A 14,121-nucleotide genomic window follows, 5' to 3' on the forward strand; every position below is an offset into this window, starting at 1 on the left:
TCAGGCCCGGCCGGCAGAGCTTGTGGCTTCGGCCTCGGCTTCACTCGATTCGCTCGTCATGGAGGCGTCGTCATCGACGTTGCCCTCGTCATCCGAATCGGTGTCGAACGATTCTACCGCGTCATCCGAGCGCTTCCATTCACGGCCGGGGAGGTACACGCTCGTCTCGACGCCCGGGTGTCTGCGCGACTGAACGACGAACAGCACGACTCCGAGCACGAATGCCAGGATCGCCGCCCAGACGTTGAACGGGATGCCGACGATCGAGTACTCGCTCGGGTCGATTCGGATCGACTCGAGATAGCTGCGGCCGAGTCCGTACCACATGAGATATCCGGCGAACATCTTGCCCCAGCGCCAGCCGAACCGCTTCTCGAGCGTGACGAGCACGATCACGCCGATCACGTTCCAGATGATCTCGTAGAGGAAGAGCGGCTGGAACACGGTGCCGTCCGGAAGTCCCGTCGGATAGGCGGCGTTAGTGCTCTCGATCTGCAGGCCCCACGGCAGATTCGTCGGCAGGCCGTACAGCTCGTGGTTCACGTAGTTGCCGAGGCGGCCGATGGCCTGCGCGAGCAGGAGGCCGGGGGCCAGGGCATCGGCGAACGAGAGGAAGCGCACGCCCGTCTGCCTGCTGGCGAAGTAGGCACCGATCGCACCGCCGAGGAGCGACCCGAAGATGGCGTTGCCGCCCTCCCAGATGAACAGCACGCGCCACGGGTTCGCGCCCGGGTAGAAGAAGTCGTTCGGGTGCGTCACGACGTGGTACAGGCGCGCACCGATGAGGCCGAGAACGACACCCCAGATCAGGAAGTCGATGGCGACACCCGGCTCGCCCCCGCGCTTCGTGAGGCGGCGGGACGTCCACAGGGTGGCGATGATGATGCCGACCAGGATGATCAGCGCGTAGGTGCGGATGTCCCAGTGCAGACCGAAGAGGTCGATCGGGATCGACTGCCATGCCGGCGGCGGGCTCGGAATGCTGAGCGGTGCGATCACCTGTCGGGTTCCCTTTCGTTCAGACGACGTGCGTCGTCCGTTGCACATGCGCGCGGCCGCGCTCTGGGCGGCACGGCCAACCTAGTCTAAGAGATCGTGTGCCCTGCGCCGGTTCGCCGGCTCAGGCCGCAGCACCCTCGGCGAGGCTCCGCGCCGTGGCGGCGACTCCTGCCACTCCGCCGTCGGCGAGGGCGTGTACGAGCGCCGACCCGACGATGGCGCCGTCGGCGTAACCGAGCACCTCCTGCACCTGGTCACCGGTGGAAATGCCGATGCCGACGCACGCCACTTCCGCCCCCGCCGCGCGCAGCCGGGAGACGAGCGTGCGCGCCGCCGCGTCCACGTCGGCCCGCTCCCCCGTGATGCCCATGGTCGAAACCGCGTAGACGAAGCCGCGCGAGGCATCCGCTGCCATGCGCAGACGCTCGTCGGTGGACGTGGGAGCTGCGAGGAACACGCGGTCGAGACCTGTGCGATCGCTGGCGGTGATCCAGGCCGCCGCGGAGTCGGGCGTGATGTCGGGCGTGATGAGGCCGCTCCCACCCGCCGCGGCCAGCTCGTCTGCGAACCGGTCGACGCCGAACTGCACGACGGGGTTCCAGTAGGTCATGACGAGAGCAGGCACGTCGACCCGCGACCGGATCTCGCGCACGGCTGCGAAGACGTCGCGCACCCGGAATCCGTTCTGCAGCGCCGTCTGCGTCGCTGCCTGGATGACCGGCCCATCCATCACTGGATCGGAGTACGGCAGGCCGAGCTCGAGCACGTCGGCGCCGTTCTCGGCGAGAGCGACCGCCGCGTCGATGCTCGTCGCAAGGTCGGGGAAGCCGACCGGCAGGTATCCGATCAGGGCGCCTCGTCGTTGGGACGCGGCGGTCGCGATGGCCGTGCCGGCGTGCGGAACTGCCGACTCGTCGCTCACTTCTGCCGGCCGTTCTGCTCCAGCAGGCCGAAGTACGCGCCAGCGGTCTCGACGTCCTTGTCGCCGCGACCTGACAGGTTCACCAGGATGAGGGCATCCGGACCCAGGCGCTTGCCGAGGTCGAGCGCGCCGGCGAGGGCGTGCGCGGATTCGATGGCGGGCAGGATGCCTTCTGTGCGGCTGAGCAGCCGGAACGCCTGCATCGCTTCGTCGTCCGTAATCGGCAGGTAGGTGGCGCGCCCGATGTCGCGCAGCCAGGCGTGCTCCGGCCCGACCCCCGGGTAGTCCAGCCCCGCCGAGATCGAGTGCGACTCCATGGTCTGGCCGTCTTCGTCCTGCAGCACGTACGTCTTCGTGCCGTGCAGGATGCCCGGTGTGCCCTGGCTCAGCGTCGCCCCGTGCTCGCCGCTCGCGATGCCGTGACCGCCCGGTTCGAAACCGTAGAGTGCCACGTCGGTGTCGTCGAGGAATGCGTGGAAGATTCCGATGGCGTTCGAGCCGCCGCCCACGCACGCGGCGACGGCGTCCGGCAGGCGCCCGGTGAGGTCGAGCACCTGCTGCCTTGCCTCCTCGCCGATGACCTTGTGGAAGTTGCGCACCATGGTCGGGAACGGATGCGGACCGTTGACCGTGCCGAGGAGGTAGTGCGTGGTGTCTGCGTTGGCGACCCAGTCGCGGAATGCCTCGTTGATGGCATCCTTCAGCGTGCGCGAACCCGTGGGGACGGGAATGACCTCGGCGCCGAGCAACCGCATGCGAGCAACGTTGAGCGCCTGCCGCTTGGTGTCGACCTCGCCCATGTAGATGGTGCACTGCATGCCGAAGAGGGCAGCGGCGGTGGCCGTGGCGACGCCGTGCTGACCCGCCCCGGTCTCGGCGATCAGCCGCGTCTTGCCGAGCCTGCGAACCAGCAGCGCCTGCCCCAGCACGTTGTTGATCTTGTGGGATCCGGTGTGGTTGAGGTCCTCCCGCTTGAGGATGACGCGGGCGCCCCCCGCGTGCTCGGCGAAGCGCGGCACCTCGGTGATGATGGACGGCCTGCCGGTGTAGGTGGCGTGCAGGCTCGCGAGCTCCTCGGCGAAGCCCGGGTCCTGTTGTGCCGCCTCATACTCGGCAGACAGCTCGTCGAGCGTCGCGATGAGGGACTCCGGCATGTATCTGCCGCCGTAGTCGCCGAAGTCGGGACCGATCTGGTCGCGTAGGGCCATGGTCACTTCCCTTGTGGGATGGGCCGGTCTGACGACCGGCGGAATCGTTGTCTGGCCGTTCTCACACGGCGAGGAACTCGGCCAGCCGTGCCGTCGGATCGCCCGTGACGAGCGCCTCGCCGACGAGCACGACGTCTGCGCCGGCCTCGCGGTAGTGCGCGACGTCTGCTGGGCCGAGCACCGCGGACTCCGCCACCCGCGTAACGCCGGCGGGGATGCCGTCGGCAAGCGTGCCGAACAGGTCGCGGTCGAGCTCGAAGGTGTCGAGGTTGCGTGCGTTCACGCCCACGACGCTCGCCCCCGCATCGAGCGCCCGTGAGACTTCTTCTGCGGAGTGCGTCTCGACGAGGGCCGCCATGCCGAGTTGCGTGGCGAGCGTGTGCAGCGAGACGAGAGTCTGCTGGTCGAGCGCGGCGACGATGAGCAGCACGATGTCCGCTCCCGCCGCCCGTGCTTCGTACACCTGGTACGGATCGGCGATGAAGTCCTTGCGCAGCACCGGGATGCCGACGGCCTCCCGCACCGCGCGCAGATCGTCGAGAGACCCGAGGAACCTGCGCTGCTCGGTCAGCACGCTGATCGCACTTGCACCGCCCTGTTCGTACAGCGAAGCGAGCGCTGCCGGATCGGGGATCTCGGCAAGCCTGCCGCGCGACGGGCTTGCGCGCTTCACCTCCGCGATGATCTTCACTCGCTCGGCGGGCGCCAGTGCTGCGCGCGCAGCGAGCGGAGGCGCCGCCTGTTGCGCGGCCGCGGCGACGCGGTCGAGAGGCGTCGTCGCTGCGCGGGCACGGGCATCCTCGAGGGCGCCGCCGACGAGTTCGGCGAGCAGCACGCGCTCAGTGACCCTTCGGGCGGTACTTCGGGCCGTTGGCGCCGTAACCGGCCTTGGACATGATCGCGCCCACGATGGGTCCGATGATGACGACCACGGCACTGCCCACGACCACCCACGGCTGGTCGAACCAGAAGGCGAAAGCGCCGATGACGACGCCGATCAGCATGATGACCACAGCCGTCCATGCTGCAGGCGAATGACCGTGGCCCGGCTCCGAGGACTCAGCGCTCATGACTCTCTTTCGGTTCTTGCTGGTGGGATGCCTCAAGTCTATCTATCGCGCGGTCGGGTCGTCGCCGCGGCTCAGGTCGTCCCAGTCATCGATCGCGGCATCGCGCGCGCGTGCCCGCTCGTCCACGGCCGAGGCCTGCTCTTCGCCCGGCGCGGCCTCCGCATCTCCCGGGGCTCGCGCCGCCGGGTCCGCTGCCGTCGCATCGGCCGTCGCAGCGTAGCGACGGGACGTCGCGGGCCAGAGGTGCGACGTCGCAGCGACCAGCAACGCGGAGAGCGCGAGCGCGATGCCGCCGGCCAGCGCTATGTCGGGCCAAGGCGTGGCATCCGTGCGGGCGACGATGGCGCGCACACTGCTGTCGCCCGCGATGCCTGTCGCCTTGCTGATCACGGTGATGCCGGTGCCCACCGGGTCGGCGATGGCCGTGGCTGCAGAGCCGATGATGCCGATGGCCAGCACGAGCCCGAGAACGGCGAGTACGTAGCGCAACACCCGCCCAGCAAGGGCCAGGGCGCCGGCGAACGCAACTCCGGCCAGCGAGAGCGCCGCTATGGCCGGAGCGGCGGCTGAGCCGGTGACGGCAGGGGCTCCGGAGTGCCCTGCCGTCGTGGCGAGGTGCAGTGTGTACCAGGTCTGTGTGGATGCCGTCAGCACGAGGCCGCTCGCGAGCACCGCGAGAAGGATGGCCGAGTACTTGAGGCGGCCGCTGAGCGGGGAGGTGGTCGCCATGCTCAGACCACGCGTTCCAGTGCGTTGGCGATGGCGACGGCGCGCAATGGAGCGGCGGCCTTGTTCTGCGACTCGATAAACTCGCTCTCCGGCACCGAATCGGCCACCAGCCCGCCACCGGCTTGAACCCTCGCGACGCCGTCCATGATGGTGGCCGTGCGAATGGCGATGGCGAGGTCGGCGTCGCCACCGAATCCGAAGTAGCCCACCACTCCCCCGTACACGCCGCGCTGAGCCGGTTCGAGCTCGTCGATGATCTCGAGCGCACGCGGTTTCGGTGCTCCCGACAGTGTTCCGGCGGGGAACGTGGCACGGAACACATCGACGGCCGTGGCGTCGGGGCTGAGGTCGCCCTCGACCGACGAGACGATGTGCATGATGTGGCTGAACCGCTCGACGCGCATGAACTCGGTCACTTCTACGCTTCCGGCGACGCACACGCGTGCCAGGTCGTTGCGCGCGAGGTCGACGAGCATCAGGTGCTCTGCACGTTCCTTGTCGTCGGCGAGCAGCTCGGTCTCGAGCTCCGCGTCGTCCTCGGGCGTCGCGCCTCTCGGCCTCGAGCCGGCGATGGGATGCGTGTACGCACGCCTCTCCTGCACCTTCACGAGTGCCTCTGGGGACGACCCGACGACCGTGTACGGTTCGCCGTCTGCCCGCTCGAGTTGCAGCAGATACATGTACGGGCTCGGGTTGAGGCTGCGCAGCACCCGGTAGACGTCGAGAGGATCGGCCGTCGTCGGCAACTCGAAGCGCTGCGAGATGACGACCTGGAAGATGTCGCCCGCCCGGATGCGTTCCTTCGCCGTCTCGACCGACGCCAGGAAGTCCTCCCGCTTCGTGCGGGAGACCGCCGCAGGCTCCACCGTGAAGTCCGCTCGCTCGAGGTGGGCGTCTGCAGGCTTGGAGAGACCGGCCTGCATGCGATCCAGGCGCGCTTGGGCATCCGCCCACTGCGCGTCGGCATCAATCCCATTGCCGGAGAGCACATTGGCGATGAGCTGCACCGTGCCGAACCTGTGGTCGACGGCGACGAGGTCCGAGACGAAGCACAGGGCCTGGCCCGGCACGTCGAACTCGGCAGGCGGTTGATCGACCAGCCGCTCCAACTGCCTGATGGCCTCCCAGCCGATGAACCCGACGAGTCCTCCCGTGAGCGGCGGAAGGCCCTCGACCGGGTCGGAACGCCAGCGCTCGTACAAAAGTGCCAACAGGTCGAGCGAAGGCTTGGCGGCGAGCCGTGCTGCGGCATCCTGCCCGAACGCTCCCACCGCGTCCAGGCCGTAGTCGAGCCACAGCGACTCGTCGTGCCTCTGCGTCAGCACGCCGAACGCTGCGACCCCGACGAACGAATACCTGGAGAAGATGCCGCCCTGCTCTGCGGACTCGAGGAGGAACGTGCCAGGCCGGCCGCCGGCGAGTTTGCGGTAGATGCCGACCGGTGTCTCTCCGTCCGCGAAGAGCTCGCGAGCGACGGGGATGACCCTGCGTGTGCCGAGCAGCGCGTCGAACTGTTCTCGCGTGGTGGTTCCGGCGGTCACGTCGTTCCCCCGGCATCGATCACGACGGGGTTCAGCAGGTCGGCGTCGAAGCACGTGCGCGTGCCGGTGTGGCATGCTGCCCCGATCTGCTCGACGCGCACCAGCAGGGTGTCGCCGTCGCAGTCGAGGGCCGCGCCGCGCACGTACTGCACGTGGCCGGACGTGTCGCCCTTGCGCCAGTACTCCTGCCGCGAACGGGACCAGAACGTCACACGCCCCTCCGTCATGGTGCGAGTGAACGCCTCGGCGTCCATCCAGCCCACCATGAGCACCTCCTTGCTGTCCCACTCTTGGATGACAGCCGTGAGCAGACCCTTCTCGTCGAACCTCACCCGGTCGAGGATGCCGGATGCGGCTTCCCGGGTGAGCGCACCGCTCGCGAACGCACCGGTCGCGCCCGTCTGCGCAGGAGTCTTCGCATCGATGCCGTCACCGCTCGCACTCATCGCCTTACCTCCTCGCCCGCCGACTGGAGGGCATCCTTCACGTCGCCTATCGTCATCAACCCGTCATGGAACACGCTGGCCGCGAGCACGGCGTCCGCGCCGGCCTCGACGGCAGGTGCGAAGTGATCGAGCGCACCCGCACCGCCCGACGCGATGACCGGCACCGTTCCCGCCTCCCGCATCAGCCGGATGAGCTCGAGGTCGAAGCCCTGCTTGGTGCCGTCCGCGTCGATCGAGTTGACGAGGAGTTCTCCGGCACCGAGCTCGACCGCCTGTACCGCCCATGCGACGGCGTCGAGGTCGGTCTCGGTGCGGCCCCCGTGCGTCGTCACCACGAAACCGGACTCGGTGCGGGGCGACCGCTTGACGTCGAGTGAGAGCACGAGCACCTGGGCGCCGAAGCGGTCGGCGATCTCCGCAATGAGCGGTGGTCTGGCGATGGCTGCGCTGTTGACGCCCACCTTGTCCGCCCCGCTCGCGAGCAGCAGTGCGACATCGTCGACGCTGCGTACGCCTCCACCCACGGTGAGCGGGATGAAGACCTGCTCGGCAGTGCGCCGGACGACCTCGTAGGTCGTGGCGCGGCCCTCGACCGTGGCGGTCACGTCGAGGAAGGTGATTTCGTCTGCGCCCTGCTCGTAGTAGCAGGCGGCCAACTCGACCGGGTCACCTGCGTCGCGCAGATCGCGGAAGTTGACGCCCTTCACCACGCGGCCGGCGGCCACGTCGAGACACGGGATGACGCGGATCGCGAGCGACATGTCGGCTCCTCGTCCTCTCAGAGTCTCGCGGCGTGGATCGGCGTGACGAGGATGGCGCGGGCACCGAGCTCGTACAGGTCGTCCATGATGCGGTTCGTGCTCGTTCTCGGCACCATCGCCCGCACGGCGACCCACCCGGAGTCGCGCAGCGGAGAGATCGTGGGCGACTCGACACCCGGTGTCAACGCGACCGCCTGCTCGATGAGGTGCGAAGGAAGGTCATAGTCGATGAGCACGTACTGCCGTGCAACCATGACGCCCTGCAGCCTGCGGTGCAGGGTGCCGAGCCCCGGGTGACCGTCCCCGTCGCGGGCATCCGTCGGCGCGCCGATCAGCACGGCCTGGGACTGCAGGATGACGGGTCCGAAGATGTCCAGTCCCTGCTTGCGCAGAGTGGAGCCCGTCTCGACGACGTCGGCGACGGCATCCGCGACGCCGAGCCGCACGGCGGACTCAACGGCGCCGTCGAGCCTCACGAGCGTGACGGAGACACCCGCGTCGCGCAGGTACGCCCCGACGAGTCCGTCGTAGCTGGTGGCCACCCGGTGGCCCTCGAGGTCGCCGACCGCCGAGAACCGGCCGGCCGGGCCAGCGAAGCGAAAGGTCGATGCCGCGAAGCCGAGCTCGTCGATCTCCTCGGCGGGCGAGCCCGAGTCGAGCAGCAGGTCGCGTCCCGTGATGCCGACGTCGAGTGCGCCGCTTCCGACGTACGTGGCGATGTCGCGCGGGCGCAGGTAGAAGAACTCGACGTCGTTCGCGGGGTCGGCGACGATGAGTTCTTTGGGGTCTTTGCGCCCGTTGTAGCCGGCCTCTGCCAGCATCTGGGCTGCGGTCTCGGAGAGCGAGCCCTTGTTGGGCACGGCGATCTTCAGCATGGTGTGCAGGTCTTCCTCGTGGTGTCGTGACGTCGGTGCCGGTGGGTTCCGATCACAGATGTCGGTACACGTCCTGCAGCGCGATGCCCTTGGCGAGCATGAGCACCTGGAGGTGGTAGAGCAGCTGGGAGATCTCTTCAGCAGTCTCGTCGTCGCTCTGGTACTCGGCGGCCATCCACACCTCGGCGGCCTCTTCGACGATCTTCTTGCCGATGGCGTGGATGCCCGCATCGAGCTCGCCCACAGTGCCTGATCCCGCCGGACGGGTCTCGGCCTTCTGCTGCAGCTCGGCGAACAGGTCGTCGAAGGTCTTCACCCCACCAGGTTAGTGGCGATTGAGATGAGAGCCGCGCGAGCCTGCTCGCGGGGGCCGAGCCGATTGAGCCATTGAGTGGCGCGGCCGCGATAGTGGCAGCGATACGTGTGCTTGCTGCCGGTGCTCAGTGCACGTGACTGCTCGCCCTGTCGCGCAGCAACGCGATCTGGGCGGCAGGATCTTCGGCCTTGAACACACTGGAGCCGGCGACGAAGGTGTCCGCGCCGGCATCCGACGCCGTGACGATGGTCTCCTCGGTGATGCCGCCGTCCACCTGAAGCCAGACGTCCAGCCCCCGCGCGGTCACGGCATCCCTCAGCCGCCGGAGCTTCGGCATGGTCTCGTGCATGAAACTCTGCCCGCCGAAGCCCGGCTCCACCGTCATCACGAGCACCTGATCGAACTCCTCGAGAAGCTCGAGGTAGGCATCCGGCTGCGTCGCAGGCTTGAGTGCGATGCCTGCCCGTGCGCCCATGTCGCGCAACCGCCTAGCGAGCGAGACCGGGTCGGCCGCGGCCTCGGCGTGGAACGTCACCGAATAGGCGCCGAGTTCTGCGTAGCCGGGTGCCCATCGATCCGGGTCGTCGATCATGAGATGCACGTCGAGCGGGATCGGCGAAACGTCTTGGATGCGCCCCACCATCTGCGGCCCGAACGTGAGGTTCGGCACGAAATGGTTGTCCATCACGTCGACGTGCACCAGGTCGGCTGATGAGATGCGCTCGATGTCGCGCTGCATGTTCACGAAGTCTGCGGCGAGGATGCTCGGATTGATTCGTGGCATGCGTTCCACGGTATCGGTGCCGTCACACCTTCTCGAGCAGGGCGATGAACATGGCATCCGTGCCGTGCCTGTTCGGCCACAACTGAACCTGCGCGGGATCGCCCGCGAGTTCGAGCTGGTTCACGGCGAAGTCCTGCACGACGTCCTGGGTCGGCAGCTCCCGCAGTTCGCCGGGATGCCGCTTCAGCGCGTCGCTGACCTGCACGCGCGTCTCCGCCAGATGCGGCGAACACGTCACGTAGCACAGCAGTCCGCCGGGCCGCAGCGACTTCACCGCGGAGTCGATCAGCGCGGCCTGCAGCCTCGCGAGCTCTGGCACATCCCCTGGCATCTTGCGCCAGCGGGCCTCGGGTCGCCTCCGCAGGGCGCCGAGACCCGTGCACGGTGCGTCCAGGAGGACCCGGTCGTACCTGGCGGGCTGGGCGTCTCCGATGGTCGTGCCGTCGCGTTCGGTGAACTCGACCACGGATGCCGCCGCGACCACTGCGCGCCGCACGAGCTCCAGCCTCGCCGGCACGATCTCGTTCGCCACCAGCCGTGCACCGGATGACTTCGCCGCGGCCGCGAGGATGGCCGCCTTGCCGCCGGGGCCTGCGCACAGGTCGAGCCAGAGCTCACCCTCCGTCACCCGGCGCGCGTGCACCAGGGTCTGCGCGGCGAGCTGTGAGCCTTCGTCCTGCACGCGAACGGCGCCGTCCGTCGCCCTCACGATCGACGTGGGGTCGCCGCCTTTCCATGCGAATCCGATCGGCGAATACCTGTCGAGCTCGGAACCCTCCGGTCGCTGTGCGAGGCCGGGCAGTGCGGCGAGGTTCACCCTCGGGGCCTCGTTGTCGGCTTCGAGGAGGGCTTCGAGCTCGTCTTCGCGGTTCTCGGCCGCCAGTGCATGCCTGAACGCCCGCACGATCCATGCCGGGTGGGAGTGCAGTACGGACAGCCGCGCGTCTTCGGTCTTCGCGGTCTCGGCGACCCTCTGCTGCCAGACGTCTGGCCTGGTGCGGCCTATGGTGCGCAGCACGCCGTTGGCGAAGCCCACCGCGGAGCGCGAGGCCGATCGCCGCACGAGCTCGACGGTCTCGTTGACGGCGGCATGGCCTGGTGTGCGCAGGGTGAGCAGTTGGTGGCAGCCCAGGCGGAGGGCGTCGAGCACGGGGTCGTCGATGCGGTCGGTGGGTCTGCCGGCGGCGAGTTCGATCACGCGGTCGTAGTACCCGCGCATCCGCAACGTTCCGTAGGTCAGCTCGGTGGCCAGGGCCGCGTCGGAGTGCGAAAGGCGCGCGCGCTCGAGGCGGGTGGGGAGCAACAGGTTCGCGTAGGCATCCGACTCGGCGACCGCTCGCAGCACGTCGAATGCGACGGAGCGGGCGGATGCCTGCCCGCCCTGTGCGCGTTCGCTCACGACGCGCGCTCCGCGGTCTCGTCGTCCGCTGCTCGGCCGGTGTCTCCACTGGCTCCGGCCGGCAGCCCGCGCAGCCAGTCGGCGGCCGGCATCTGGCGCTTGCCCGCGGGCTGAACAGTGACGAGTTCGAGCGGGGCTGTTCCCGTTCCGAGGTAGGCGTGGGCGCCGTTGAGCCTGAGCGTGCCGGGCGGGACCGGTTCGGCGGCTGACCGAGCGGCCCGAAGCACCTTGACCCTTACCCCGCCGACGGTGATGAAGGCGCCCGGCTCCGGAGTGACGCCGCGCAGCCGCGCGTAGACGGTTCGTGCGGTCTGTGCGAGATCGAGACGGGCGTCCTCGATCGTCAGCTTCGGAGCGAGCGTGGGCTGCCCGTGCTGTGGCGAGGCGGCCGCCGTGCCGTTTGCTACGCCGTCGACGACCCTGGCAACCAGTTGCGAGCCCTCGACCGCGAGCGACTCCAGCAGCTCCCCGGCCGTCTCGTCCGGGCCGATCGCACGCTCGACGACGTCGTACACGTCTCCAGCGTCGAGCTCGGGCACGAGCCGGAACACCGCCGCGCCGGTTCGTTCGTCGCCGGCTATCAGCGCTCGTTGTACGGGCGCAGCTCCCCGCCACCTGGGCAGAAGAGAGAAGTGCAGGTTGATCCAGCCGTTCGCGGGGGCGGACAGGAGCGGCTCGCGCACGAGCGCACCGTACGCCACGACAACACCGAGTTCCGGTTCCGCGGCCAGGATGCGCTCTGTCGCCTCGTCATCGAGCCGCGCGGTCTTAAGCACCTCGATTCCCAGCTCGGTAGCAGCTTGCGCAACCGGAGACGGCGTCAGCACGCGCTTGCGACCGAGCGGGGCATCCGGTCTGGTCACAGCCATGACCACCTCGTGGGGTCCGTCGGCGAGTGCACGCAGTGTGGGCACCGCGGCGTTCGGCGTTCCGGCGAACACGATCCTCATGCGGCGCTCTCCTTCGCGGTTCGGCGTTGTGCTCCGGCGCCTTCTAGCGGAAGCCGCGGCCGGATCACGAGACTTCGGGGTCGTCGAGTCTGACTTTGAGTGTAGGCGGGGGCCGGTAGCCGCGATCGCCCCTCGGGCGCCTGCCCTTTGCGGCCGCGCGAACCACGGCGGAGCGCAGGGCGGAGGCGACCTGAGCTCCGTGGGCGTAGTCGAAGCGCACGATCGCGCGCACGGCATCGGGATGGATGCCGGCAGCGCGCCTTGCCCCAGACCGCTCGCCGTTCTGCGAAGCCTCGACGGGTGTGGGTCCGAGCACATCGATGAAGGCACCCGGCTCGAGCGATGCCGTCGCGTCGGCCACCGCCTTCGCGGTTCCCGTGACGGTTGCGATGCGCACGGCCGGCGGAAACCGCAGGGCACGGCGGTCGGCGAGCTGCTCGGCTGCGTAGGCCGGCTGACGCCACGTGGCCAGTGTCTGAGCCAGGTTGCCTGCGACGCCGACGAGCACGACCGGAGCGCCTGGCGCGGCAAGAGACGCCGCGTTCGACCACCAGCGGAGGCAGTCCTGCGCGACGTTGAGGGACTCGCGTGCGAGCATCCGGTCGCCGTCGAGCAGCAGCACCGCACGGTACCCGCCAGGGACGATCGGCTCGGCTCCCCTGGTGGCGACGACGAGCGCTGGCCTGTCGTCGAGGGAAGTGACTCTGCGCTCTCCGTCTGAGATGACGACTCGTGCACCGGGAAACGCCCTGCCGAGCTCTTCAGCCGTGCGGGAGCTCCCCCTGCTGACGAGCCGTACCTTGGTTCCGCCGCAGTGTGAGCACGCCCAGCCGGTGGCTATTGCGCCGCACCAGCGGCAGGACGGCGCGGCGCCGGCCCTGTCGAGCCCGAGCGGGCCTCCGCAGCGTGCACAGCGCGCGGCCTCCCGGCACGTGGCGCACGCGACAACCGGCGCATAGCCAGGGCGAGCCACCTGCACGAGCACAGGACCCTGAGCGAGGCCGTCCTTCGCCGCGCGCCACGCGCCCTCGGGAACACGGGAAGGCGCGCCGTCACCCGCTTGCGTGGCAGTCACGACGACCTTGGGCGTCACTCGCGGCTGCGGTGCGTGAGCGTCGAGCCAGCCCAGCTCGACCAGGCGCTGCACCTCCAGACTGCGAGTGTGAGACAGGAATGCCAGGCCGCAGTGTTCCTCCTCGGCCCGCACGAGCGCGACGTCGCGTGCGTGCGCATAGGGCGCGAGTGGCTCGGCGTGCAGCGGGTCGGAGTCGTCCCAGAGTGCGATCAGGCCGAGGCGATGCGCGGGGGCGTACACGGCAGAGCGGTTTCCGATCACCACGACTGGCCGGGGTTCGAGGCAGCGCAGGAAGGCCCGGTAACGGTCCTGGTTCGGCTGCGCCGCATCCAGCCGCGCGACGGCATCCGGGTCGACGACGCCGGCGAGTGCGGCCTGCAACTGGTCCAGGTCGCGATAGTCGGGAACGGCGATGATGCTGCTGCGCCCGGATGCCAGGCTGCGCGCCGCGAGCTCGGCCAGCGTCACGGCCCACGCACCGACCCATTCCCCGCCGGCCGTGCGAACGAGCCGCGGCACGGCATCCACGGCGACGCGCCCCCCGTCGTCCACTGCTCTTCCAAGGCTCTCGGGATAGCCGCCAACAGGCGAAGGCTCACGCTCGGTGGGCGCGGGAGCAGGATGCTCGGTGGGCGCGGGAGCCGGATGCTCGGCCGCGAGCCACGCCTTCTCCACCCGCACCATGCGTGGCGGTATCGCCAGGCGCAGCACGTCGCTCGCGCTGCCTGCAGCACGGTCGGCGACGCGCCTGGCCAGCCGCGCCACCTGGGGTGTGAGAATGCGGGCGGCGGAGACGACCGAGTCGAGTTCGCTGAGCTCTCCCTCGAAGTCGGCGTGGTCGGTGACCTCCACCAGGTAGCCGTCGGCCAGCCTGCCGACGGACCTGAGCGGAACGGTCACCCGCACGCCGGGAACCGCCGCGTCGCGCATGCGCTCCGGAATGGCGTAGTCGAACAGGCGGTCCAGCTGCGGGAGCGGCGTATCGACGATGATGCGTGCGATTCGTGCCTCGGCCATCAGCTAACCGAACCGATCATGGCCGGTAC

The 14,121-nt window shown here is 69.2% G+C and carries 15 protein-coding genes; all 15 read right to left on the reverse strand.

Annotation, left to right across the window (positions count from 1 at the left end; genetic code table 11):
* The 15 genes from lgt to ACO2Q7_RS01405 all read right to left on the reverse strand — a co-directional run bounded on the left by lgt (position 1) and on the right by ACO2Q7_RS01405 (position 14,092).
* On the reverse strand, positions 1–999 hold the full coding sequence (gene lgt / locus ACO2Q7_RS01335) for a prolipoprotein diacylglyceryl transferase (protein ID WP_423353847.1): 999 nt from the start codon (positions 997–999) through the stop codon (positions 1–3).
* 121 nt (positions 1,000–1,120) lie between these two features.
* Positions 1,121–1,882 (reverse strand): tryptophan synthase subunit alpha, encoded by a 762-nt coding sequence (gene trpA / locus ACO2Q7_RS01340; RefSeq protein WP_423355930.1) that lies wholly within the window; start codon positions 1,880–1,882, stop codon positions 1,121–1,123.
* A 35-nt stretch (positions 1,883–1,917) separates the two neighbouring features.
* The gene (gene trpB / locus ACO2Q7_RS01345) at positions 1,918–3,129 is read right to left on the reverse strand and encodes a tryptophan synthase subunit beta (RefSeq protein ID WP_423353848.1); all 1,212 of its coding nucleotides are present in this window, start codon (positions 3,127–3,129) and stop codon (positions 1,918–1,920) included.
* Positions 3,130–3,190: 61 nt separating this feature from the next.
* The gene (trpC, locus tag ACO2Q7_RS01350) at positions 3,191–3,961 is read right to left on the reverse strand and encodes an indole-3-glycerol phosphate synthase TrpC (protein ID WP_423355931.1); all 771 of its coding nucleotides are present in this window, start codon (positions 3,959–3,961) and stop codon (positions 3,191–3,193) included.
* A 7-nt stretch (positions 3,962–3,968) separates the two neighbouring features.
* Positions 3,969–4,199, reverse strand: coding sequence for a DUF6704 family protein (locus ACO2Q7_RS01355; protein WP_423353849.1), 231 nt, complete (start codon positions 4,197–4,199; stop codon positions 3,969–3,971).
* A 42-nt stretch (positions 4,200–4,241) separates the two neighbouring features.
* Positions 4,242–4,928 carry a Trp biosynthesis-associated membrane protein gene (locus ACO2Q7_RS01360; protein WP_423353850.1) on the reverse strand — a complete coding sequence of 229 codons (687 nt, stop codon included), beginning with the start codon at positions 4,926–4,928 and terminating at the stop codon, positions 4,242–4,244.
* Positions 4,929–4,930: 2 nt separating this feature from the next.
* Positions 4,931–6,469, reverse strand: coding sequence for an anthranilate synthase component I (locus tag ACO2Q7_RS01365; RefSeq protein WP_423353851.1), 1,539 nt, complete (start codon positions 6,467–6,469; stop codon positions 4,931–4,933).
* Positions 6,466–6,915, reverse strand: coding sequence for a phosphoribosyl-AMP cyclohydrolase (hisI, locus tag ACO2Q7_RS01370; RefSeq protein ID WP_423353852.1), 450 nt, complete (start codon positions 6,913–6,915; stop codon positions 6,466–6,468). The genes ACO2Q7_RS01365 and hisI overlap by 4 nt, the downstream gene beginning before the upstream one ends.
* A complete protein-coding gene (hisF, locus tag ACO2Q7_RS01375) occupies positions 6,912–7,676 on the reverse strand; it encodes an imidazole glycerol phosphate synthase subunit HisF (RefSeq protein WP_423353853.1) in 765 nt (254 codons plus the stop codon). Before hisF ends, hisI begins: the two co-directional genes overlap by 4 nt.
* 17 nt (positions 7,677–7,693) lie before the next feature.
* Positions 7,694–8,551, reverse strand: a complete 858-nt coding sequence (gene hisG, locus ACO2Q7_RS01380) for an ATP phosphoribosyltransferase (protein ID WP_423353854.1) — start codon at positions 8,549–8,551, stop codon at positions 7,694–7,696.
* A gap of 52 nt (positions 8,552–8,603) precedes the next feature.
* A complete protein-coding gene (locus tag ACO2Q7_RS01385) occupies positions 8,604–8,867 on the reverse strand; it encodes a phosphoribosyl-ATP diphosphatase (protein ID WP_423353855.1) in 264 nt (87 codons plus the stop codon).
* A 124-nt stretch (positions 8,868–8,991) separates the two neighbouring features.
* On the reverse strand, positions 8,992–9,651 hold the full coding sequence (rpe, locus tag ACO2Q7_RS01390; protein WP_423353856.1) for a ribulose-phosphate 3-epimerase: 660 nt from the start codon (positions 9,649–9,651) through the stop codon (positions 8,992–8,994).
* Between the two features lie 22 nt (positions 9,652–9,673).
* Positions 9,674–11,050, reverse strand: coding sequence for an RsmB/NOP family class I SAM-dependent RNA methyltransferase (locus ACO2Q7_RS01395; protein ID WP_423353857.1), 1,377 nt, complete (start codon positions 11,048–11,050; stop codon positions 9,674–9,676).
* A complete protein-coding gene (gene fmt / locus ACO2Q7_RS01400) occupies positions 11,047–12,000 on the reverse strand; it encodes a methionyl-tRNA formyltransferase (protein WP_423353858.1) in 954 nt (317 codons plus the stop codon). Before fmt ends, ACO2Q7_RS01395 begins: the two co-directional genes overlap by 4 nt.
* 64 nt (positions 12,001–12,064) lie before the next feature.
* Entirely contained in the window at positions 12,065–14,092 is a 2,028-nt protein-coding gene (locus ACO2Q7_RS01405) for a primosomal protein N' (RefSeq protein ID WP_423353859.1), read from the reverse strand.
* Between the last annotated feature and the right edge of the window lie 29 nt (positions 14,093–14,121).

Source organism: Rathayibacter sp. KR2-224 (assembly GCF_049446075.1).
Classification (GTDB): domain Bacteria; phylum Actinomycetota; class Actinomycetes; order Actinomycetales; family Microbacteriaceae; genus Humibacter.

Bases quoted from the DNA above. Each gene is read 5' to 3' on its own strand.
- trpB (WP_423353848.1), bottom strand. From the start codon at position 3,129: ATGGCCCTACGCGACCAGATCGGTCCCGACTTCGGCGACTACGGCGGC.
- ACO2Q7_RS01355 (WP_423353849.1), bottom strand. From the start codon at position 4,199: ATGAGCGCTGAGTCCTCGGAGCCGGGCCACGGTCATTCGCCTGCAGCA.
- ACO2Q7_RS01360 (WP_423353850.1), bottom strand. From the start codon at position 4,928: ATGGCGACCACCTCCCCGCTCAGCGGCCGCCTCAAGTACTCGGCCATC.
- hisI (WP_423353852.1), bottom strand. From the start codon at position 6,915: ATGAGTGCGAGCGGTGACGGCATCGATGCGAAGACTCCTGCGCAGACG.
- hisF (WP_423353853.1), bottom strand. From the start codon at position 7,676: ATGTCGCTCGCGATCCGCGTCATCCCGTGTCTCGACGTGGCCGCCGGC.
- hisG (WP_423353854.1), bottom strand. From the start codon at position 8,551: ATGCTGAAGATCGCCGTGCCCAACAAGGGCTCGCTCTCCGAGACCGCA.
- rpe (WP_423353856.1), bottom strand. From the start codon at position 9,651: ATGCCACGAATCAATCCGAGCATCCTCGCCGCAGACTTCGTGAACATG.
- fmt (WP_423353858.1), bottom strand. From the start codon at position 12,000: ATGAGGATCGTGTTCGCCGGAACGCCGAACGCCGCGGTGCCCACACTG.
- ACO2Q7_RS01405 (WP_423353859.1), bottom strand. From the start codon at position 14,092: ATGGCCGAGGCACGAATCGCACGCATCATCGTCGATACGCCGCTCCCG.